At 44.2% G+C, this 22,444-nt stretch carries 21 protein-coding genes; 14 read left to right on the plus strand and 7 right to left on the minus strand.

The genetic code is table 11. From position 1 onward, the window contains the following. Positions 1 to 17 precede the first annotated feature (17 nt). The 4 genes from R50345_RS05245 to R50345_RS05260 form a co-directional block, all read right to left on the minus strand. Positions 18 to 839, minus strand: a complete 822-nt coding sequence (locus tag R50345_RS05245) for a carbohydrate ABC transporter permease (RefSeq protein ID WP_170880249.1) — start codon at positions 837 to 839, stop codon at positions 18 to 20. Further along, complete coding sequence (locus R50345_RS05250) at positions 836 to 1,702, minus strand: carbohydrate ABC transporter permease (RefSeq protein ID WP_036680400.1); 867 nt, start codon at positions 1,700 to 1,702, stop codon at positions 836 to 838. The genes R50345_RS05245 and R50345_RS05250 overlap by 4 nt, the downstream gene beginning before the upstream one ends. A gap of 82 nt (positions 1,703 to 1,784) precedes the next feature. Further along, positions 1,785 to 3,056 carry an ABC transporter substrate-binding protein gene (locus R50345_RS05255; protein ID WP_042124682.1) on the minus strand — a complete coding sequence of 424 codons (1,272 nt, stop codon included), beginning with the start codon at positions 3,054 to 3,056 and terminating at the stop codon, positions 1,785 to 1,787. Positions 3,057 to 3,209: 153 nt separating this feature from the next. After that, the gene (locus R50345_RS05260) at positions 3,210 to 4,214 is read right to left on the minus strand and encodes a LacI family DNA-binding transcriptional regulator (RefSeq protein ID WP_042124684.1); all 1,005 of its coding nucleotides are present in this window, start codon (positions 4,212 to 4,214) and stop codon (positions 3,210 to 3,212) included. 396 nt (positions 4,215 to 4,610) lie between these two features. On the opposite strand from R50345_RS05260, the gene R50345_RS05265 reads away from it, so the two are divergent. From R50345_RS05265 to R50345_RS05315, 11 genes are all read left to right on the plus strand, one after another. Then, the gene (locus R50345_RS05265; RefSeq protein ID WP_042124686.1) at positions 4,611 to 5,564 is read left to right on the plus strand and encodes an AraC family transcriptional regulator; all 954 of its coding nucleotides are present in this window, start codon (positions 4,611 to 4,613) and stop codon (positions 5,562 to 5,564) included. 7 nt (positions 5,565 to 5,571) lie between these two features. Continuing rightward, the gene (locus R50345_RS05270; RefSeq protein ID WP_042124688.1) at positions 5,572 to 6,648 is read left to right on the plus strand and encodes a Gfo/Idh/MocA family protein; all 1,077 of its coding nucleotides are present in this window, start codon (positions 5,572 to 5,574) and stop codon (positions 6,646 to 6,648) included. Positions 6,649 to 6,707: 59 nt separating this feature from the next. Further along, positions 6,708 to 7,439 carry a ThuA domain-containing protein gene (locus R50345_RS05275; protein ID WP_042124690.1) on the plus strand — a complete coding sequence of 244 codons (732 nt, stop codon included), beginning with the start codon at positions 6,708 to 6,710 and terminating at the stop codon, positions 7,437 to 7,439. Beyond that, positions 7,440 to 8,408: a sugar phosphate isomerase/epimerase family protein gene (locus tag R50345_RS05280; RefSeq protein ID WP_042124692.1), complete on the plus strand. Its 969-nt coding sequence runs from the start codon at positions 7,440 to 7,442 to the stop codon at positions 8,406 to 8,408. A gap of 141 nt (positions 8,409 to 8,549) precedes the next feature. Next, positions 8,550 to 9,287, plus strand: a complete 738-nt coding sequence (locus tag R50345_RS05285; protein WP_231574053.1) for a copper homeostasis protein CutC — start codon at positions 8,550 to 8,552, stop codon at positions 9,285 to 9,287. A 312-nt stretch (positions 9,288 to 9,599) separates the two neighbouring features. After that, positions 9,600 to 10,514 carry a L,D-transpeptidase family protein gene (locus R50345_RS05290; protein WP_231574054.1) on the plus strand — a complete coding sequence of 305 codons (915 nt, stop codon included), beginning with the start codon at positions 9,600 to 9,602 and terminating at the stop codon, positions 10,512 to 10,514. A 380-nt stretch (positions 10,515 to 10,894) separates the two neighbouring features. Then, positions 10,895 to 12,745 (plus strand): ribosomal protection-like ABC-F family protein, encoded by a 1,851-nt coding sequence (gene abc-f, locus R50345_RS05295; protein ID WP_042124694.1) that lies wholly within the window; start codon positions 10,895 to 10,897, stop codon positions 12,743 to 12,745. A 154-nt stretch (positions 12,746 to 12,899) separates the two neighbouring features. Continuing rightward, positions 12,900 to 13,208: a hypothetical protein gene (locus R50345_RS05300; protein WP_052414473.1), complete on the plus strand. Its 309-nt coding sequence runs from the start codon at positions 12,900 to 12,902 to the stop codon at positions 13,206 to 13,208. 60 nt (positions 13,209 to 13,268) lie between these two features. Beyond that, positions 13,269 to 13,844 carry an RDD family protein gene (locus R50345_RS05305; protein WP_042124696.1) on the plus strand — a complete coding sequence of 192 codons (576 nt, stop codon included), beginning with the start codon at positions 13,269 to 13,271 and terminating at the stop codon, positions 13,842 to 13,844. 129 nt (positions 13,845 to 13,973) lie between these two features. Beyond that, positions 13,974 to 14,408, plus strand: a complete 435-nt coding sequence (locus tag R50345_RS05310) for a MarR family winged helix-turn-helix transcriptional regulator (RefSeq protein ID WP_042124698.1) — start codon at positions 13,974 to 13,976, stop codon at positions 14,406 to 14,408. 46 nt (positions 14,409 to 14,454) lie between these two features. Beyond that, positions 14,455 to 15,276 carry an SDR family NAD(P)-dependent oxidoreductase gene (locus R50345_RS05315; RefSeq protein WP_042124700.1) on the plus strand — a complete coding sequence of 274 codons (822 nt, stop codon included), beginning with the start codon at positions 14,455 to 14,457 and terminating at the stop codon, positions 15,274 to 15,276. Between the two features lie 63 nt (positions 15,277 to 15,339). Here R50345_RS05315 and R50345_RS05320 read toward each other — a convergent pair whose 3' ends face one another. The 3 genes from R50345_RS05320 to R50345_RS05330 are packed head-to-tail and all read right to left on the minus strand — an operon-like array spanning position 15,340 to position 18,621. After that, positions 15,340 to 17,598 carry a carboxypeptidase-like regulatory domain-containing protein gene (locus R50345_RS05320; RefSeq protein WP_042124701.1) on the minus strand — a complete coding sequence of 753 codons (2,259 nt, stop codon included), beginning with the start codon at positions 17,596 to 17,598 and terminating at the stop codon, positions 15,340 to 15,342. Beyond that, positions 17,588 to 17,935, minus strand: a complete 348-nt coding sequence (locus R50345_RS05325) for a hypothetical protein (RefSeq protein WP_042124703.1) — start codon at positions 17,933 to 17,935, stop codon at positions 17,588 to 17,590. The genes R50345_RS05320 and R50345_RS05325 overlap by 11 nt, the downstream gene beginning before the upstream one ends. Then, on the minus strand, positions 17,935 to 18,621 hold the full coding sequence (locus R50345_RS05330; protein WP_231574055.1) for an RNA polymerase sigma factor: 687 nt from the start codon (positions 18,619 to 18,621) through the stop codon (positions 17,935 to 17,937). Before R50345_RS05330 ends, R50345_RS05325 begins: the two co-directional genes overlap by 1 nt. Before the next feature lie 307 nt (positions 18,622 to 18,928). Between R50345_RS05330 and R50345_RS05335 the strand changes: the two genes are divergently transcribed. From R50345_RS05335 to R50345_RS05345, 3 genes are all read left to right on the plus strand, one after another. Beyond that, positions 18,929 to 19,705, plus strand: a complete 777-nt coding sequence (locus R50345_RS05335; protein ID WP_081954000.1) for a YjgB family protein — start codon at positions 18,929 to 18,931, stop codon at positions 19,703 to 19,705. A 46-nt stretch (positions 19,706 to 19,751) separates the two neighbouring features. Next, positions 19,752 to 20,903 (plus strand): winged helix-turn-helix domain-containing protein, encoded by a 1,152-nt coding sequence (locus tag R50345_RS05340; protein ID WP_052414474.1) that lies wholly within the window; start codon positions 19,752 to 19,754, stop codon positions 20,901 to 20,903. Positions 20,904 to 20,978: 75 nt separating this feature from the next. Next, on the plus strand, positions 20,979 to 22,274 hold the full coding sequence (locus R50345_RS05345) for an MFS transporter (RefSeq protein ID WP_042124708.1): 1,296 nt from the start codon (positions 20,979 to 20,981) through the stop codon (positions 22,272 to 22,274). Positions 22,275 to 22,444 lie beyond the last annotated feature (170 nt).

Raw genomic sequence — 22,444 nt, forward strand, 5'->3', positions numbered from 1 at the left:
GTATAGATCTAGCTGTTTTATTTAATAGACCCTGATGTTAGTCCGCTGATAATCCATTTTTGCGCGAACAAGTAGACGATGAGCATCGGGGTTAATGCGAGCAGATATGAAGCAAACGCTAAGTTGAAATCTGTGCTGAACTGCCCCTGGAACACATATTGTACAAGCGGAAGTGTGTAGGAATCCTGATCGCCGAGTAGAACCAGCGGTAACATAAAGTCATTCCAAGTGGACAGACAAGATAGGATACCGATCGTTGCACTGACAGGAGCAAGGAGTGGGAAAATAATCTTCCAGAATGTTCCGAATGTCGATGCACCGTCTACTGTTGCTGCTTCTTCCAGTTCGTACGGAATGGAACGGATATAACCGGTGTATACAAATACGTTAAAGGCCAGACCATAAACAACGTATAGAATAATAATCCCTACAATGTTGTTCATGTGCAGGTCCGTAGTCACTTTGACCACAGGCAGCATAATAATCTGGAAAGGGATAAACATAGCGCTAATAAAATAGAAGTAAAGTACTTTAAAAAATCTTCGTTTCATATTACGTGCAATAGCATAGGCTACCATGGAGTTGGTAAGCAATATGAACACAACTGTTGTAATGGTAATTACGGTACTATTTCCTAATGCATTGAAGAAATTCGTTGCCTTAATGGCATTGGAGAAGTTCTCAAAATGCAGGCCGGTTGGCAGCGAGAATATAGATTGAGCCATTTCCTCGGGATTCTTGAGTGCGATGGCAATGGTCATGTAAAGCGGAAACAGGATCAGTAGTGAGCCTAGGGCGATAAGAATCGTTACTGGCCAATTGGTTGATTTTTTGATCATAAGTCCATCTCCCGTTTCTGCAGAAATTTAAGCTGAAGGGCGGAGATAACGACAATCACGATAAAATAAATTACGGCGTTCGCCGATTGATAGGCAAATTCTCCGCCTTGGAAGCCGCCTGTGTAGATTAAGTGGGCAATAGATTGTGTTGAACGACCTGGACCCCCGCCTGTCAAAGCGACGATTTGGTCAAATACCATCAGACCGCCCTTCATCGCGAGCACCATATTGATGGTGAAGAAGGAAGCAAGCATTGGGAACGTAATGCTCCAGAATTCTCTCCAGCGGCTAGCACCATCCAGATTGGAAGCTTCGTAAAGATCGTGAGGAATGGTTTGAAGACCCGCCAAATAGAGAATTGTGTTATAAGCAATCCCTTGCCAAACGGCTACAATGACGATACCGATCCAAGCCCAATCCGAGTTACCGAGAATGTTCTGTGATAAGAATTCGCTGCCGAGTTTCGCACCCCAAATAGGGAAAACATTAGCGAATAAGTAGTTAAAAATAAAGCCGACAATCAATACGCTGAGGATATTCGGCAAGAAATATACGCCACGGAAAAAGTTTTTGGCTTTAATTTTGGCGTTAAGTCCAAGCGCAATCAACAAGCTGATGATGTTGATAAGAATTGTGGTTAGAATGGCATATTTAAAAGTGAACACATATGAATTCAACACATTTTCGTCTTGAAAAATGTTAATGAAGTTCTTAAATCCTACGTAATCAAAGCTGTCACTAAAGCCGTCCCAGTTTGTGAACGAATAATATATACCCTGAATTGCAGGAAAGGTATGGAAGGCAAAGAAAAGAAGTAATGCCGGTATAGTCATCAGATAAAAGGCGACTCGGCGTTTGGCCATCATGTAATCCTCCTCATTGTAAAAGCGAAAGAGAAGTGGGGAAGCCCCGTTCTCTTTCGCGGTTCATGTTTGTCTGATCTAGTTATTTCCGGTTAGCTACTTTATCCCATTCCTTATCAAGCTGATCTAGGTAAGCTTTAATATCTTTCTTTTGTAAGAAGGATTGGTTGATGGTATCCACTTTCATTGCACTTGGGATGTAGTGGTCAGCAAAGTCAGCCAAGTTACCTGCGGTAAACGCTTCTTTGAAGCCGTCCATCGTTGGATCATCTTGTGTTACACCTTGTACAGCTGGGAATGCTTTTTGCTCATTGATGTATAGGCTAACATTCTCAGGTTGAAGCAGGAAGTCTACGAATTTCTTTGCTTCTTCTTTATGTTTAGTGTTCTTGGAAATCGTCAGCAACGTATCTACGCCAGAAATGACCTTGTTAGCGGCAGCATCATTTGTTGCTGGGAATGGGAATACGCCAAGTTCAATGGATGGATTGGCTTTCACGATTTCCGGGATCGCCCATACCCCTTGCAGGTACATTGCGGATTCACCTTTAGCGAATGCTGTGTTTCCGTCATTGTAACCTTTACCAAAAATATCTTTTTGTCCGAATTCGGTCAGCTTCAGCAGCTTTTCAGCAACCTCGGTATAGCTGTCTGCGAAGGTTACAGTACCAGCCGTACGCTCCTTGAAGAAATCATTTCCTTTAATGATCGTCGCAAGGGAGTTGAACGGTGTAAGTGTTGTCCATGAATCCTTCAGTGTCAGGTAGAAAGCATTCTGACCGTTATCTTTGAATTTTTGAGCGACAGCCATGAACTCATCCCAAGTAGTTGGAACAGTCACACCGGCTTCAGCGAACATCGCTTTATTGTAAATGACACCACTTGCGTTTGAAGAGAATGGAAGACCATTTAGTTCCTCCGAACCCGTCAGGTCTTTTAGCATTTGGAGATATGCTGGCTGGATATTCTCAGCGAGTGGATCACCTGTGAAATCTTCAAAAAGACCGCTGCCAGATAACGTCTTGTAGGTGTCAGTTGCTCCGATCCCTACCACGTCAGGGATATCTTTCTTAGCTGCACGAGTTTTCAATACCGTTTCAGCATCTGGCGGGTTAACCTGTGTAACGACAATGTTTGGATTGGCTTCATTGAATTTCGCAACCAGTTTGTCGAAAGTGGCTTTGGCTTCGGTTTTATTTTGGAAAAACTCGATTTTCACCTTTTCACCGGAGGAGGCATTTCCACCACTATTTGTGTTGTTGCCAGTCGCATTGTTGCTATTATTCGTACCACATGCACTAAGCACGGACATGGCCACTAAGCTAACCACTACGGGTTTGATTGTTTTTTTCATGATAAATCCTCCTAATAATTTGTTGGTATTATGAACATGTAAGAGATTAAACATGTACGTAAATGAAAACTAATTGATATTCTGCTACTTTAAGGCTGCTGATATGCATGAACCGATAAAGAGTAAACGTTTACGTAAAAGGGGTAAAAAGACTCAGGTAAGTGACCTTACCGTTTGTCTTTCCACGATGGAGTGATCGACAATTTTGCTTTCTACAGTCTCACCTGTTTCAATCATATGAATAAGTTTCTCTACGGCGATCTTACCAATATCGTACAGCGGTTGACGAACTGTAGTTAACGGAGGAATGATCATTTTCGCCATTCCAAGATCGTCATAACCCATAATGGATATATCCTCGGGAACACTTAAACCATATTTGATGACAGTGGAGAGGGCACCTATCGCCATTTCATCACTAGCGGCAAAGACAGCGGTGACATCAGGGGCTTGCTCCAAGAGCGTTTCCATTGCAATGCTCCCGCTTTCATACAGAAAGTCTCCAAAGGTGAGATACCGATTGTCGAAAGGGATTCCATTCGCTTCAAGCGCTTTACGATATCCCTCGGCTCTGGGTGCACCAGCGATAGCATCGCTTGGATTTCCGCTGATCATGGCGATTTTGCTATGACCTTTGGATATTAAGTAGAGAGTAGCATCATAAGCAGCTTGAAAATCGTCTACTTTCACGTATGGCACACTGGCAAACTCCGTTTGGGAAGAAACCAACACTACTGGGATCTTCATCGTTTCTAGCACATCATAATACTCTTTCTTCAAGACCTCACTAGCGTAAATAATGCCATCGACTTGCTTCTCCCTTAGGAGTTGTAAGTACTTTAACGTTCGTTTACCATCCTGGTCGGTATTACAGACCATTACACTGTAATTGCGGTCATTGGCCAATTCCTCAATGCCTTTAAGCAGATCGGAGGAGAAAGCTCCAGATACACTCGGAAACATTACACCTATGGTCTGCGTACGCTTATTGATAAGGCCACGAGCAATTGCGTTAGGTTGATAGCCAAGTTCTTTAATAGCCTCATTTACCTTTTGTTTCGTCTTGTCGGAGTACCCACTTAAGTTGTTTAGCACGCGAGAGACTGTCGCAATGGAAACGTTCGCTTTTTGTGCAACATCTTTAATTGTTGGGTTCATTTCATACGTGCTCCTTAAATTACGGTTAGCCTTAGATTAAACGTTTACGCTTTGAAAAATGAAAGAAGGTAAAGTGAATTACGTAAACGCTTACCCTGAATATAAATCCTGGCAGGTATACTTGTCAACTCCACTTAAAAAATTTGTGGACCCTAAGAACTATGAAAGAGAATTAATTTTTAATAGAATGAAACCGATTTAATTACCAATAATTTCTTTTAAAACGAAGATAGAGTGCTGAAATGCAGTAAAAGCATGATATTAAGGACCGTGTACATCTAGAATTGACAAAAGAATATTAGAGGGCTACCATTTAGAGAGTAAACGCTTACGTAAAAATCGAATTTGCATGTTCAACTTGTGTTTAAATGTTCGATCGGATAAGGAGCTGCACACATGAATATTTATCTCGAAATTCCGGATGTGGATAAGCACTTTCCCTTTAGAAGTTTACTTTGTGGAGGGGATACACTGTGCTATCCGCATTGGCATAAAGAAATTGAAATTATCTATGTAACTAAAGGAAGTCTAAATCTGGGAATTAACGATACCCCTATTCACATGGAGCAGGGTGAGGTTCAGTTCATCAATGGTGGGGATGTGCATTATTTTCTTGCCTCACCTGAGAGCGAACGGGTTGTGATCCAATTTGATCTTAACTTGTTTCAGGAAGTCGCAGCTTTGAGCGGAAATGACTATTCGCTTCGTGAGGTTTTTACGCTTATGGAGCATTCTAGTTCAAAATGGCCTGAGGGAACCGCCGAGAAGATCAAAGAGCTCATTGAGAGTATATACGAGGAAGACGTACAGCGGAGAGAGGGGTACGCCTACTTAATCAAAGCTAGATTGTTTGAACTACTGACCGTTATTTTGCGGGAGGTTCCGAAGAGTACAATCAATAAACAGCCTAAGTTCTCGGAAGATACACTGAATCAGTCCAGAGAGACGCTGGAGCGATTAGAGCGGATTTTTATTTATGTGGAGCAGCACTATCAGGAGGCCATTACACTTAACGAGGTTGCTAATTATATGGGCTTTAGTTCTTATTATTTTACCAAGCTATTTAAGAAGAATACCGGCATGACCTTTATAGCCTTCTTAAATGAATATCGGCTTAACAAAGCCAAATGGATATTGATCAATGATGATTTACCGATGTCTGCAGTGGCGGAAGCCGCCGGGTTTGGAAGCGTAAAGACCTTCCATCATTTTTTTAAGGAAGCAACGGGGATATCCCCACTTAAATACCATAAGACAATATTCGGGAATAAAAGAGCAAGAATGCAGGAAGAAAGCAGGTCCCGGGCTTTGTATGATAGAGATATCAAAACAGGAACAAGTGGAGGTTAGAATATAAATGACATTAACAGTAGGAATTATCGGCTGCGGAGGCATTGCGAACGGCAAACATATGCCAGCGTTAAAAAAAGTAGAAGGTGCGCGAATGGTTGCTTTTTGCGATATCGTTCCTGAGCGTGCGGAGAAGGCAAAAGCGGAGTTTGGGGATGAGAATTCTGCGGTTTACACAGATTATAAAGAACTGCTTAAAGATGCAAGTATAGATGTGATTCATGTATGTACACCGAATATTTCTCATGCTGAGATTTCCATTGCGGCTATGGAGGCAGGTAAGCATGTAATGTGCGAGAAGCCGATGGCTAAGACTACAGCAGAAGCGCAAGCCATGATCGATGCCTCAGAGCGAACTGGGAAAAAGCTAACTATCGGTTATCAGAACCGGTTCAGACCAGATTCAGCTTATCTGCATACGGTATGCGAGAATAATGGTCTTGGAGAGATTTATTATGCTAAAGCTAAGGCGATCCGTCGTCGCGCTGTTCCAACATGGGGCGTGTTTTTAGATGAGGAAGCACAAGGCGGAGGTCCATTGATTGATATCGGTACGCATGCCCTCGATTTGACACTTTGGATGATGGATAACTACAAACCTAAATATGTTGTGGGTAACGCTTATCATAAGCTGTCCGGTCGTAAAAACGCTGCGAATGCTTGGGGTCCGTGGGATCCTGAGAAATTTACAGTTGAGGATTCCGCGATTGGATTCATTACGATGGAGAATGGCGCTAGCATTGTTCTCGAAGCCAGCTGGGCGCTGAATACCCTCGATGTTGGTGAAGCCAAGACGGTGCTTTGCGGTACTGAAGGTGGAGCGGATATGGAGAACGGTCTGCGTATTAACGGAGAAGAATACGGCAAGACATTCGAGAAGCATATTAGCCTAGAAGCTGGTGGCGTTGACTTTTATGATGGCGCAGGAGATGATCCTGCGGTGACGGAGGCTACTCAGTGGATCGACAGCATCGTCAATGACACCGAGCCTGTAGTGAAGCCAGAGCAGGCGCTCGTTGTTACCCGCATCTTAGAGGCTATTTATAAATCCTCTGAGACTGGCATGCCTGTATTTTTTGACTAATTTGAATAATCAATAAAGATTAACGACATAGATAACTATGAACTAGGAGTGTGTCCAAAGTGACCAGAGTAACGGTATGGAATGAATTCCGCCATGAACGGCAGGAAGAGAGAATTCTCAAGGTCTATCCGCAAGGGATTCACGGACAATTGGCAAGCTTCCTTCAGGAAGCCGGATTGGACGCTCAGACAGCTACGCTGGATGAACCGGAGCACGGACTGACACAAGAAGTGCTGGATAACACGGATGTACTGATTTGGTGGGGGCATGTCGCCCATCAAGAAGTTAGTGATGAGATTGTAAACCGTGTTCACCAAAGAGTGCTGCAAGGTATGGGGCTAGTGGTGCTTCATTCGGGTCATATGTCCAAAATATTCATGAAGTTGATGGGCACCAGCTGCGATCTAAAGTGGCGTGAAGCAGGGGAGAAAGAGCGTCTTTGGGTCATGGACCCAAGTCACCCGATTGCTGAGGGTATTGGCGAATATATCGATTTGGAGCAAGAGGAAATGTACGGAGCACATTTTGATGTTCCAGCACCAGAGAGTCTTATTTTTGTCGGCTGGTTTGAAGGCGGCAATGTGTTCCCAAGCGGATCGACCTATCGCCGTGGGAACGGGAAGATCTTTTATTTCCAACCCGGTCATGAATCTTATCCAACCTATTACAACAAAGAAATCCAAAGAGTCATCATCAATGGCGTGAACTGGTGTGCACCAACGAAGCGTGATTATCCAGTTTACGGACATTCTGAAGCTTTGGAGCCAATCAAAGAAAAGGTGGTATTATAAATGAAATTAGGCGTATTTGATCCTGTATTTGGAAGTTTAACTCTCGATGAGATGCTTGATAAAATCGCTGCTGCTGGTTTGAATGCGGTAGAGATCGGTTCAGGAGGCAATCCCGGAAATGCTCACTGTCCAACAGATGAGCTGCTTGCCAGCGAATCAGCACGTAAGGAATATCTGGAGAAGTTCACGAAACGTGGCATTATGATCAGTGCTTTCAGTTGCCATAATAACCCGATTTCGCCGGATAAAGAAGAGGCTCGTGAAGGCGACGAAATTTTGCGTAAGTCGATCAAGCTAGCTTCACTAATGGGCGTTAAGGTAGTGAACACTTTCTCGGGAACCGCCGGAGACAGCGACGAGGCAAAAGCGCCGAACTGGCCAGTTACCCCTTGGCCTACCGTGTACAGCGACATCAAAACCTGGCAGTGGGAGCATAAACTGATCCCTTACTGGAAGGAAATCGGTAAGCTGGCAGAGGAGCATGGTGTTAAGATCGGTATTGAGCTTCATGGTGGATTCCTCTGCCATACTCCTTACACGATTCTGAAGCTTAGAGAAGCAACCTGTGATGCGATCGGCGCGAATCTAGACCCGAGCCATCTGTGGTGGCAAGGCATCGATCCTGTAGGCGCGATCAAGATTCTTGGTAAAGCTGGCGCGATCCATCATTTCCATGCCAAGGATACGTACCTGGATCAGGACAATATTAATATGTATGGTCTGACGGATATGCAGCCTTACGGCGATGTACAGACCCGCGCATGGACCTTCCGTTCCGTTGGCTGTGGACACAGTATATCTGAATGGTCAGATATCATGAGTGCGCTGCGTACTTATGGCTATGATTATGTGGTCAGCATCGAGCATGAAGACCCACTGATGACAGTAGACGAAGGCTTCCATCGTGCAGTAACCAATTTGCAATCCATTCTTATTCGCGATCAACCACAAGGTATGTGGTGGGCGTAAGGATAGTTTAAGAACGAAAGGTCTTGATTCTCTAGTTTCTGTAGAGGATCAAGGCCTTTTTTTTTTGCGTGTTTATGTGGATATGGATAAGAGTAATTTTCTACGTTCCATAGGAAAGAATAGCAAGGAGAAGGTTCTGAGATGAATGAAGGAGAGACAACAATGCTACTAGAGGTTATTGCTACAACATTAAGTGATGCAGTGCTGGCCGAGCAATACGGTGCTGACCGGATTGAATTGATCACTGGGATCAGTGAAGGAGGATTGACGCCCAGTCTGGGGCTAATAGAAAAAGTACGCGACAGCGTTTCGATCCCGGTTAGAGTAATGGTTAGACCTCACGCCAGGTCTTTCTATTATGATAAGGATGATATAGAAACCATGGCGCGGGATATTCAGCATATTGCATCTATCGGTGGATTAGCTATCGTAATGGGCATGCTGGGCCAGGAGGGGTCCATTGATGAGGAGTCCCTTCAGAGGCTGCTTCATGTTGCAAAAGATCTAGAGGTGACGTTCCATCGTGCCTTTGATGAAGTGAGGGATCAATTTGAGGCGTTAGAAATATTGACGCGTTATCCTCAAATTACTGACATTCTAACATCGGGTGCTCAGACTACAGCGCCTAGAGGTGCGGAACGTATTGCTGCGCTGGAGCAGTTTAGTGCGGGGCGATCTATCTCCATTTTGGCAGGGAGTGGGTTAACGGCGGACGGGATAAGCAATTTTATACAACAAACAGGTGTGCATCGGGTGCATTTTGGTTCAGCAATTAGAGAAGATGGTGATGCGCTGAATCCGATAGATCCTCTTCGTTTGCAGGCAGTTCGAAACCTTCTGGATCAAAAAAAGGTGACTAGCCATACCGATCATTATTGATTCCTTCCCTCGATAGGCTTGTTAGCAGATTTCGATTTAATTTCCGTTAATTGGATGGTATTATGAAATCGGAATATTAAAATTGTGAATGCTGATCTAGCATTAGTTGTCTAAACATGAAATACTGAGCATATAAAATACAGAGCCGATCTTTGGTTATCCAAAGGTCGGCTTTTTTTAATGTGCGTTCACGTGGTTACAGTATTGCAATCTCTGCGTCAAATGCAGGGGGACGAGTTGAAAAGAATAGGTACAGGCTGGTATGCAACTAATTTGAAATGATTTCGTCTTTATATATGGAGGTGGAGAAAATTGGGATTTTTTGTTTCGAGTAGCTGGTTTCAATCTTCATTACAGCGGAACATAAAGCTGATGCTTGTGTTTGGGCTTCTGTTCGCTGCATGTTTTACAGGTGTGGGAAAGGCGGAAGCTGCTGCTGGATCCGATCTGATTATCGTGAACAAAAAAACAAACAAACTCGCGTATTTCAGTGAGGGTAAGCTGGTAAAGATCTTTCCAGTCGCGACAGGGAAGTCGAAGGAACTGACACCCGAAGGCAGTTTCAAAATGGTAGTTAAAGTAAAGAACAGACCCTATTACAAAGAGAAAATACCCGGGGGTGATCCGGCCAATCCACTTGGCGACCGCTGGCTAGGACTAGAAGTGAACGGAACGTATGGTACCACGTATGCGATTCACGGCAACAATAATGAGTCCTCCATAGGAAAGTATGTTAGCGCCGGATGTATTCGAATGCATAATGATGACATCCACTGGCTTTACCCAAAAATAGCTAAGAATACAAGGGTTATCATCACAACAAGCACACTGGCGATGGAGAACATTGCGACTAAAAATGGATATTCCGTAGGAAGTAAGACGTTTGCTGGAGCTTTTGAGATGGATGGAGTCACGACAAAGCTGAAAGATCCTTTTTTAATGGATAACTCGCGTGTATTTGTTCCGCTGAGAGAATCTGTAGCCCTGTTAGGTGGAAGTTTACAGAGTGAAGCTGGAACGGGTGCATTGCTAATTACGATAGGCAACCGTACGGTGACACATAAACCGTTATCCGGTCAGGCTGTTGTGAATGGAAAAACACTTACGATGCCAGCATCCCGCAATGAAAATGGTCGATTGATGATTCCACTGAGCACCTTGCCTGAATTATTTGGTATTCAGGTGCAGTGGAGCTCAGAGTCTCAGTCGGTAAAGATTAATTTATAACTGTTCTTGAACTTTTATTTCTAAGTTGTGTTGTTATATACTGTACTCATTAAACAAATTCGGACAATGACGGAGGACCACCGACTGATGAATAACTAACACGTTTCCTAGAAGTAGACCACTTAAGCTTGTGAAGTGCATATGCACAAGTCACGGAGCACCCATGCAGGGTGATAACGGTCAGGGATACGTGTGTCGGTCGGGGGTCTTACGCTGCTTTTATATGAATAGATCTATCTATTGTTTGGTTTACTCTGCATGCAGCAGGTGATCACGGCCGTAGTCTATTCATGTTATGGCGCATTCCCCCATCATACGCTATTTGACCGCAGACCGCTGGCTGCGGTTTTTTATTTGCAATATAATCGGAGGAATGGAATATGACCCTAATAAAAGCAAAAAATTTACGTAAAGAATGGAACGGGAACCTGTTATTTGAGAAGGTGTCCTTTGAGATTGCAGAAGGAGAGCGTGTGCTCTTGTTCGGACGTAATGGAATCGGCAAAACCACACTGCTTAAGGGATTGATCGGTCGCCTCACTTTCGAGGAGGGAAGTATCTATCATGGCTTGCCACGCGAGGAATGGGGAGTGCTGGACCAGCAGCTAGAGATATCAGAAGAAGTAACCGCATTGGATTATGTTCTCTCCGGGTCGGCTGAGCTCCCCCAATTGAAATGCCGGCTTGAATCCCTCAGTCAGAGGTTACAGGAGCAGAACGACGAGAGCGAAGCAGGATTGGCAGAATACGCCGAAGTATACGATCAATACTTGCAGCTTGATGGGTATGACTGGGAGGCTAAAGCGGAAAAATGTCTGAAGCAGCTCAAGCTTGATCGTTCGGTTTGGAATTTGCCATACCCATCGCTAAGCGGAGGGCAAAAGACACGTGTCCAACTGGCAGCATTACTAGCCCAGCAGCCGAAGCTGTTGATTCTGGATGAGCCGACGAATCACTTAGATGGAGAAACGATGGAATGGTTGGAACATTGGGTGTACACCTACCCCGGAACCGTGCTTTATGTTTCGCATGATCGTACGTTCATCGATAGAACCGCGACGGCATTGCTGGAGCTTAGTCCAGAGGGATGTCGCCGGTATTCGGGCGGATATACGCAGTATCGGGAGCAGAAGGCGGTAGAGGCGCGAACGCTAGAGGGACAATATAAGAAGCAAGAACAGGAAAAGGAGAAGCTGCTTGAGAGTATCCGGAGATATGCCGAATGGTTCCAGCAGGCACACCGTGCTGCCGGCCAGCATGATTTCCTGCGTGCGAAATCTAAGAAAAATGTGTCTCGTCTTCATGCGAAGGAAGCGGCACTCGAACGCTTAAATAAGAACCGTGTGGAATTGCCGCGGGAGACAAGCAAGCTGAAGATGAAGCTGGAAAGTGAAGCGTTTATGGCTGACACTTTGCTGGCACTCCGTGAGATCGATTTTGCATATAAAGGTAGTGCGCCTGTATTAACAGATTGTAGTTTGTCATTGCATCGAGGAGACCGTCTCGCTATTCTGGGTCCTAATGGTGTTGGTAAGTCTTCTTTGTTGAAGCTGATTGCTGGGATTCATAAACCAACCAAAGGCGAAGTGCAGCTGCATCCGCGTACGAAGGTTGGCTACTTTGCGCAAGAGCTGGACAATTTAGCGGTGTCATCCACCATCCTGGATAGTTTGCTTGAACTACCCGGTATGACACAGACGGAGGCACGTACGATTCTGGGTTGTTTTTTATTTTCACGGGAGGATGTCTTTAAACGAATCGGTGATTTAAGTCTGGGGGAGAAATGTCGTGTAGCTTTCCTTAAATTGTACTTTGGAAAAGCGAATCTATTGGTTCTGGATGAACCCACTAATTATCTGGACATTGACACTAGAGAGCGTGTAGAAGAAGCGCTAAGGGGATATCCGGGGGGACTTGTGATGGTCTCGCATGACCGATATCTTCACGCTAAAGTAGCTAATCGTTTGGTAATCTTAGCACCTACTCAGGCACCGAAGTTTTTTCAAGGCTCCTATGAGGAATACATCTCCAAAGATAGAAGCCGTGTGCTTACCCGTAAAGAACAAGCTCGGGAGGATGATCTTGCTCTTCTGGAGCTGCGTCTGAATCAATTGATTCTGAGCGGAAGTAGGGATACGGAGGCGGAGAATGAGGCGTTAATGGCGGAAATTGTTAATCTGAGGACGCAGATTCAGGAAATAGGGGTTAAGGGAGAAGTTACATCATCATAGGGAAGAAGCGACTGAACCTAGCTCAGGATAGAATGTATCTTGGGCTGGGTTGTTTTTCTAATATTTCGATAGGAGTCATCGCAGGTAAGGTGTATAATTGGATGAATATGGATGTTTTATTGTGGCGAGGAGATCTGGAAAGGACGGTTATGTAATGATAAAACTGGGTTCTTTTATTGTGGAATTGTTTCGATTGTGCGTATTGCTTGTGTTGACCTTATTTATTTTAGGCGGAGTAGAAAGATTGGTTTATCAATCTATTTTTGGTCAGCCCTTGTATAACTGGAGTATGGGGCTTGGAAATCTATTGATATTTTTTATGCTGTATCGGAATCATTTTCAGTTTAAAGGATGGTATAAATCAGAAAAAAATGTAAAACTACCGATCCTCACCACGAGAATCATTACTGTTATTTCTCTAGGACTTATCATCCTGCCGATTGGGCTCAGCCTGAACCTATGAGGATTAGATATTTGAATGGAATCGGGGATATGATCAGGAAGAGATACATAGAATAATTGAATGAATAAAGTAAAGCATAGAGAGTGGGGCCCTGATATGGATAACAATGCAGTTGAGCGTTTGGAACAGGAGGATTTCATAGGCTTTTGGAAAAGAGTTCTCGCTACTGTTCTTGATCTCCTTATCATTCTGATACCTGCGGTTATTGTATACTGGATATTCAATTCATTAGCTGTATCCTTGCATTCGGAAATTCCCATCATCCTTGAATATATTTTCTTCGTCGTGTTTGATATTTTTATGATCGTTAGATTTGGCGGATCGCCTGGAAAGCTGGTTTTAAAGATAAAAATTGTCAATCAGCAAGGGAATATTCCCACGTTGAAGGAAGCTTTAATTCGAAATATTTTCCGAATCATTAGTACGATTTTTTCAATGATTGTTGGCGTAAGCCTCTACGATCTTACTGTGATTTCCACCACTCTTAATTTATGGGCACCTTTGGCTACTGACCTTAGTAAAATACTTGGCCCCATCATGCTTGTGGATTATCTATTCGTCGCATTTACTCCCCGTAAACGGGCGCTTCACGATATGATGGCTGGTACTTATGTAGTTGATAAATCTGCAATTTAAAGGATGCTTTCAAAAGCATTCTTTTTTAAATATTAAGTATTTTACCGTTAAATAATTTACTATTAAATATTTTAGTGTTAAAATATATATAGAAGTAGCCAATGATTATGAATATCTAAGGAGGATGTCTTGGAAAACCCAGATATTTTTAGACTTATACATGCCGTTGAATTATTCACGAATGAAATTATTGTTCGATGGATGAATGCTTTTGACCACAATATTGGGATATCTCCTGTTCTCGTCTTGGGAGAATTGAATAAAAAAGGTCCGCAGAAGCAAACTACTTTGGCTAAGAAGCTAGGTTATACGCCGGGAGCGATGACGAACATTGCCAATCGCTTAATTAAGCAGGAAATGGCCGAGCGCAAATATAACGAGGATGATCGCCGAAATGTACTGCTCTCTATCACGGACAAAGGTAAAGATGTACTGAAGGAAGCACAGCTAAAAGGGCAGGAGCTCCGAGTTGAAATGTTTCAGAAGCTCGATGAGGATGAACTGCATCAATTCTTGAAAATCTATGAGAAGTTGTTAACGAGCTTTGATAGCTCTGAAACATAAATGAAATCATCTAAGAATCTTAATCACATTATAAAGGGGTATGAATATGGGAAGAGTTCAAGGTAAGGTTGCACTAGTAACTGGAGGCGCTTCGGGTATTGGCTTATCAGCCGCTACTTTAATGGCTAGAGAAGGAGCCAAAGTTGTCATCGCCGATTTTAATGTAGAGGCTGCTAAAGAAGCAGCGGCTAAGATTAAAAGTGAGGGTGGAGAGGCGGAAGGTCTTTTCTTGGATGCATCCCAAGCGGATTCGATCAAGGAAGCCGTTGATTTCACAGTCGCTCAGTATGGCACAATTACAGTTTTGTTCAACAATGTAGGTCTAACTAATCTGCAAAAAGACCTAGATGTCGTCAACATAGATTTGGAAGAATGGGATCGCCTGATGAACGTGAACACCAAAAGTGTTCTGTTAGGCAGCCGGTTTGCCATTCCACATATGATTAAAGCGGGTGGAGGTTCGATCATTAACACAGCTTCGATGTCAGCATTTGCAGGAGATTCATTGCGTACCGCTTATGGCTCCTCCAAGGCAGCTGTGGTAAACCTTACTCGTTACATCGCTACACAATATGGCAAGGATAAGATTCGTTGTAACGGAGTGGCTCCAGGCCTGATCCTAACACCGGCGGCTGCAAGAAATATGCCTCCAGCCGTTCTGGATATTTTCCAGAAGTTCAACGCTCTGCCTTATCACGGCGAAGCAGATGATATCGGGAACACTGTTTTGTTCCTGGCATCAGATGAATCTAAATTCATCACAGGCCAAACCATTGAAGTTGAGGGTGGGCACTATATGTCCAACCCAAGTATCACAGACTTCCAGAATTACATGATGGAAGCTAAATCTAAACAAAATCATGCGTAAATAAAAATCCGGTCCATGCTCGTATTTATCGAGAGGGACCGGATTTTTGTATGCATAAATGAGTTAGCTTACTTCTAGTACGGCTTGCATAAAGGTTTTTAGGGCGGAGGACTTTGCCCCTTCGATCCATTGCTTTAAAACATCTGTCTGACCATTCATGTACCATCCGAGTTTTTCCTTCAACTCTTGTTCATAGTTACTAGGCTGTTTTGTTCGTTCGGTCATTAGCTGTTTAACCATTTGTGGCCAACGATACCCATTAAGACCAAAGCTGTGTTCGGGGTAACGTTCAGCAAGTGTTAAGACGGAAGAGAGTGACTCGCCTGCGTATAATTCTGCCGCCAAATAGCTGCCAATAAAACGATGGCTGTTATCATGCTCTAAGGCGATAGCAAATTGCTCCCGAGCTTCTTTAAGCTTGCCTTGATGCAAGAGTGCTGTCGCGTTAATAGAGCGTACATAGCTGTTTAATTCGATGGAGTTTAACTCGTTGTAGCGGGAATGAAATTCGTTATATGATTTCCAGTCCTTATGATCAAAATAATACTGCGTCAATGTGAAGGCATAATTAGAATAAGGATGTAACTGTATGAGCTTTTGGAGTGAAGGGATCGCCCGATCTTCTAATGAGTCATCCTTCGTGATGGACGATTTGGCGAGCAACAGCTTTACAAGCATATGCAGGGCATGAGCATCCTGTGGATCATCCAAGACATTTTGTTGGTACATTTCAAGGGCTTGCTCTGGGTTCTTATTCAGCAATAATCTATCAGCCGTGGTCAGTTCTCGTTCCTTGAGATAGAAGAAAGGAAGATTCAAGGCGGTGTCTTCGTTTAACCTGTAGCCATTACTGCGGGTAATCAGGCGTCCATCCGCATCAAATGCCTCGATATTCCAAGAAAAGCGTGCTTCCGGATTCATGAACACGAGAAAAGAAAGAGGATCAATCGATTCAAAGCCCTCTCCGCCGCTGCCGTAGGAGAAACCACTGTTGTAATAGAGTTCATCTACTGGAATGGAGACTTGATTATCTGTAATATAGTCCCGAATCTGAGAACTGAAGGAGCTCCCCACCGTCGAGACCCCTCCGCTTAAGCGATAGTAAGCCGCACCTTTAACAGCCTTCCAGCGAAAATCTACAGACTGACCTGTTATCGTCTCTTGATTAATAGGAGACTGAAGCTCTATCAGAGGTTGTAGAACAATGCTCTCAATCAACCTATCATCCGGTTTAACTTCAATCCAATCGTCATACTGTACAGGCCAAGTCCAGCCGTCGATCTGATCATAGCTAAGTCCAAGCTGCAATTGATAGAAGCCCGGAATCACACCGTGGAATTCGAAACGCCCTTTATCGTCGGTAACGATTCGGTACGGTTCAGCCTCAGTAATGCTATGATGAACCTCGCTTTCAGCACGGAGAAAAACACCTGCACGTGAGACCGGCGAACCATCGCTATGAGTCAGTGTTCCGGATACGACAGCTGTAGAGGTACTTCCCATATCTACAGCTGACTGAATGGCGGATTTTAGCGCTTCAAGCTGCATTTCGGTTTCTGAAGTACCTATCTCTGGCGCTGAACTTGATGATTGACCTGCTGTATGAATATCCTGCCAGAATTTTTTGTAGCTTGCTAAGCCATTGTCTACTTCGGCAAGAGCTTCCTGCGCTTCTCCTTTCGTGAAGAGCAGGCGTCCGGTAAGCCATGCTTTTTGTGCATTTAAATCTTCCTGATTCTCGGATGGAAATGTGGTTTGTTCAAGAATAGCTTCCGCGGTTATTATATCCCCACGATTCAGGGCACGTTCTGCACGAAGGAGAGCTAGCTTTTTTGCCACGCTAGAATTGCTGTCTAACTGTTTTGCGGCGGTGTATAGCGCTTGATCTCCGTCGTCCCTACGACCAAGAGCATCATATTCATAGACAAGCCGCTTAGCCGCAAATATCCGTGTATTATTCGTTGGTCCATCTAGGATGTATTCCTCTAACAATGCGATTTTATCCTCCGGTAGCAAATCGGAAATACTCGGTTCATCCTGATTCCACTGACTCATAGAGGGACCAATATTTACGTCGTATCTATAGGGATCGTAGCCGTGCTCCTTATCGATGATATTGGTTTGAATAAGCTCCATACGTTTACTGCCAGTTGTAGACTCTAGCTTTTGCAGAAGTTCTGTACGGGCCAGGTTAGATTGAATAGCTGGGCTTTCCTCCATTTGTGCCTTTAAGGAGGGCAGAAAGTTAAATAGAAGAATGAGCAGGGAGGCGGGGAGCAACACGAATGACACCAGATGTTTGACCTTGATCTTAATTCGCATGTTTCTTCACCGCCTGCTCATAGATGTCTTTCCAGTACGTATTGCCTCCGGCCTCAATGAGTTCCCGGTTCTTTTGCTGCTGGACGCCTTGTTGTGGATGGTGTTTAACCTCTGGTTGATGCAGGGTCAGTGTAACGACTAGAATAATGGCGCCGATCGCGCCTATAGGTTTGACAGGGATCTCAATTTCCTTATTCCAGAGTGCTAAGAGGCGGGCTCCAAAGGTTGGAGGGTGGGTCATTTTGAGGACGCGTTCGTGTCCTTCAAAGTGAATGGATTGTAGTTCTTCGTCTAGTAATTGCTTGATAGCTTCGCGTTCCGTATTCTCCGTGTTCATTAGAAATGTCCCTCCTTCTCCAAAATCTTTTTTAAGAGCGTCCGTCCTCTAGCGAGCCGGGATTTAATCGTATTCTCAGGGGTATTTAATTGCTCGGAAATTTCTCGGATGCTCATCTCATGAAAGTAATATAATGTCAGACATTCTCGGTATACATAATCGAGAGTCCTCATGGACTCGGCGAGTCTGATATTGTGCCATTCCACCATAAAAAGCTCTTCCGCTCCAGCAGTGAAGCCTGCAACATCACTTCCTTGAAGCTCTGACCCGCCCGAAGGGAAAATATTACGCCAGCTCCAAGTCCGTTGCTTCATACGGCAGCGGTTAACAACGATGCGAATGAGCCAAGCCTTTAACCGTTCCGGGTCCTGCAGCTGACTCATTTTGGCATAGGCTTGAATAAAAGTATCTTGCACCGCCTCTTCGGCACTGTGCCGATCTTTGAGTAGCAAGCAAGCGGTTCGGAGCAGCATATCGCCGTAATCGTCCATTAACAGGCGGAGAGCTGACTCATCCTTTGCTTTGATTCTCTCTATAATATTCAGATGAAGCTCCCCTCCCTTTACTAATAAGATGCGGCTTGGAGGATTAAGGTTGCGTTTGTGTGGAATATTTTTACTTAGGGGGAGTATTCCCGAGATGATGATCCGAGACGGCGTTCCCTGAGCTTCCCAAGATGTTCCCACATTGCAGTTTGTGCAATAGAATCTATCCTGAAGTGAGCGGAAATCAATTCTGTTGTACTTTGTACATTCAAAATAGTTAAAAAACGCCTAGTTAGGGGGTTTTTATGAATTCTATTGCACGAAGTGCAATGCATTGCTTTTTTCGAAGCAAACAGCCCCAATCTATTGCACGTTCTGTAATGAAATGCCCTGATAGTGCGCATTAATCCTTAATTTATTGATGTTCGGCAGATTTGGGTAAATGATAGATATGTCCGGTTCCATTTTTACAATCGGCTTTAAGCGAATTTACTAAGGAGATGTCATCATGTCAGCACAGATTAAATTTTTAGCAGCCTCTATTCTGCTTACAGGGATGATTGGACTAGCCGGATGCAGCTCGAACAATGAACAAGCAAATTCAGCTACCCCAACCTCAGCACCTACGGAAACTGCCGTAACAGAAACCTCTGAACCGGAAGCCAGTCCATCAACCACACCTACGGAAACAGCACCCGCTATGACCACATCCCCTACAGAGACTAATAAAGATGCAGCCAACGCTAATCCGCAAGATAGCGCTGAACAGCTTAAAGAACTACTTGTGCTTGCCAAAAAAGGAAAGGTGCCCGGTGTTGAATATGCTGCACATACCGGTCTTATAGATGAGGTAGAAGCGGACTGGGGTAAGCCTGATCAACAAGAGTCAGCTGGAAAAGGTATTTATGCTACTTACACTGACAAACATGTCGTATTTGGATTTAACAAAGGGAGCCTGATCTTCGATGTTCGTTCCAGTGATACTGCACTGCAAAAGCTGACACTGAAACAAATCGAGGGAACACTTGGCAAACCGGATGACACCAAAACAAATGGTGACGATAAGATTTACACCTATCAAGCCAATGACCAATACCAGCTGAAATTTATTATTCCAAGCTCAACCGGCACAGTAGATCATATTTCTGTGTTTAGTGAGCAGGATTCCTTAACAATATGGCTGGGTAAAACCAGCAATGGGTGCATAGAGCAATCATACAGAGAAATCTGTAGGTTGCTCTTTTTGTATGTTTATCTTTGCTGGAGTACGCCTTGGACGGACTGATATAATGTAATCAATGAGCGGATTCGAGGGAAAGTGAGGTTCTATCATGCAGCTGGAATTAAACGAAAGCGAATATAAAGTGACCACAGATGGGATAACGATAGAATTATTTCCAAAGGAATTTACGCTTTTTCAGTTCTTGTACAAAAATAGAGGACGTACGTTCAGTCGGGAACAGTTGCTGGATAAAGTATGGCCATTGGAGTATCCGGTAGAACGAACGGTAGATGATCATATTTATCGGCTTCGTAAAAAGCTTGGCAAGCTACAAGGCCTAGATATTAAGACTATTCGGGGATTCGGCTATAGTCTGACTATGCAGGATTCCTCTGCCGCCATGGCTAATCCGACTACATACGACTTAGAAATGCAAAAGACGATGCGGGAAGTATTCGTAAAATATCATCAATACGGCCAAGGGCGATCCATGCTAACCTTAGCCCGGCAACAGGATGTTTTGGGTTATGAAATGGATCCGTTCTATTCGATCTATATTCATTTTGTGCAGGGAGATTTGGAATGGCTTCTGAACACGGAGGAAGTTGAGATAGAAGAGCGATTCTATTCGCTGTTAATATGTTATATGTTTTTGGGTGATCCAAAGCAGAAACTGGAGTTCTGCGAGCTAGTCCTTGAGAAAAAGATTCTTTTGCCGCCCCAGCATGTTGAAATGGAGATCCTTAATATTCTGGATTTATACACGCTGGCCGGGCAGCCGGAAAAAGCATTAGAACGATTAAAGCTGACGCATGAAGTGATTAAAGAGCCAGGGTATGAGAACTTCATTCCTGTAACGGCAATTTCTGAAATGCTCGTACACTTGTGGATGGGAACAGAAGATCAGGAATTAGAACGGATGGCGAAAGACATTGAAGCGCTTTTGCAGGAGAAGCCTTTTTTGCGGGAGATCGGCAGTTATAAAGTTGCAAGAGGCCTGTGTTTTCTACGGCGCAAGTCTTGGCGTGAAGCAGAGCAGTTATTGGATGAGGCGCTTCAGGTGCTTGAAATGTCAGGATTCGTGCCGATGCAGATATATGCATTATACAGAATTGTTCACTATTGTAACGAGTTTTCTCCACAGTCAGCTTTACATCGGAAATATGCAGATTTATTTGAACGAGAGAAGGAAGAACGGGGATTCCATCGTTTGGAGCAATCCTTGGAAACCGTGCTTATGAATATCGTGACAGCTCTCTGATAATTCTCTGACAATTCTCCAGTACATTAAGGTCATGCTTCATATGTTCTTAATCGTAACTTGGAGGAATGTCCGATGAATGCTTCATCACAAGCAGGAACGAGTCTGCTAAAAAACAAAGTGTATATGCGTGTATACAGCGCATTCGCGACAGCTACTTTTGGGGATTGGTTCGATGCGCTGGCGATTCAGGTACTCGTAGGATACCGTTGGCAAGCTAGTCCGCTAATGCTGGCTTTGATTCCAGTCTCTATAGCTTTACCTGGGATTCTGCTTGGCTCCGTGGCAGGAGTAGCGGCTGACCGACTGAATAAGCTAAAGCTAATGCGGATGTGTGATCTACTTACGGCATTGTTAACAGTACTAGTACTTTTCGCTCCCAGTATGGTGTGGTTGCTCCCATTACTGATGCTGCGAGCTGCTATCTCTACCTTAAACGTACCTGCCCAGCAGTCAATGACTCGCAGTTTGGTTAGAGAGGATCAGCTTCTGCAAGCGACTTCACTGAATGGAATTGTAAATCAAGGCTCCAAAATCGCTGGACCGTTACTTGGAGGTTTCGCATTGTCAGTGCTAACACCACAATGGTGTATATTGATCAATGCTTGTCTCAGAGGTTGCTCGTACCTGCTTCTACTGACCGTTAAGAATAATGAGGTAGGACAAGTCGGCTCAGATCAGGGCGATAAAGAGGAACAGGTTCCCCTTCGTACGATGTGGAAGGAAGGCTGGGGCTTTATGCTGCGCAGCAGATTGCTGCTAAACAGTATGCTGTTTGGTTTAATCGGTGCGTTAGCTATTCAAATGATCGACTTCCAGTTTACAAGTCTATTCAGAATTATTGCACCTGCTGAGGAATCTATGCTGGGCTGGCTTGTCGCGGCAACTGGCGTGGGTGCTATATTCATGATCATGGTCATGAACAAAATGAATCGGGGAACAGGCTACGGCTGGAAGCTAGGAACGGGTTATGCACTCATTGGTGTATCGGTCGGAGGGCTTGGTCTGCTTCAGCCAGGCGTCACAAGCCTTCCTGTATTGCTGTTAGGATTCGTACTGGGTCTCGGAAACGGAATGTTTATGATTACCTTCAATTATTGTTTGCAAAAAGAAACTCCCCCGCATATGACAGGGCGTGTGTTCGGTATTCAGAGTACGATTCTTAGCGGTGTGATGATTGGCGCTCCACTCCTTGGTGGTATGCTGGTTCAGGCCGCTGGGCCTAGCCGGATCTTTTTTAACTTTGGTATCGTAATTGCTCTGATTGGTGTGCTGGGCATCGCATTCGGACGCGTGCTGTGGCCTAAGGAGAAGGAGATGACGGATAGCATAGTGGAGCAATCGGCGAAGGTTAAAGTGATGGAAACTTAAGGCTGCTGATTTATTCAGAAAAAAGCTTGCAGAAGTCTGAGTGGAGGTCAGGCTAACTAGCCAGACTAGAAAGCTTGAGTAGCACAGACTACCTAGCGAGCTTACCTAGCATTTAGTTGCAGAATCTGCAATTAAATGCTGTTCCATCTTTCAAAGCGAACTTTAGTTGT

This window comes from Paenibacillus sp. FSL R5-0345 (assembly GCF_000758585.1).
GTDB lineage: Bacteria > Bacillota > Bacilli > Paenibacillales > Paenibacillaceae > Paenibacillus_AQ.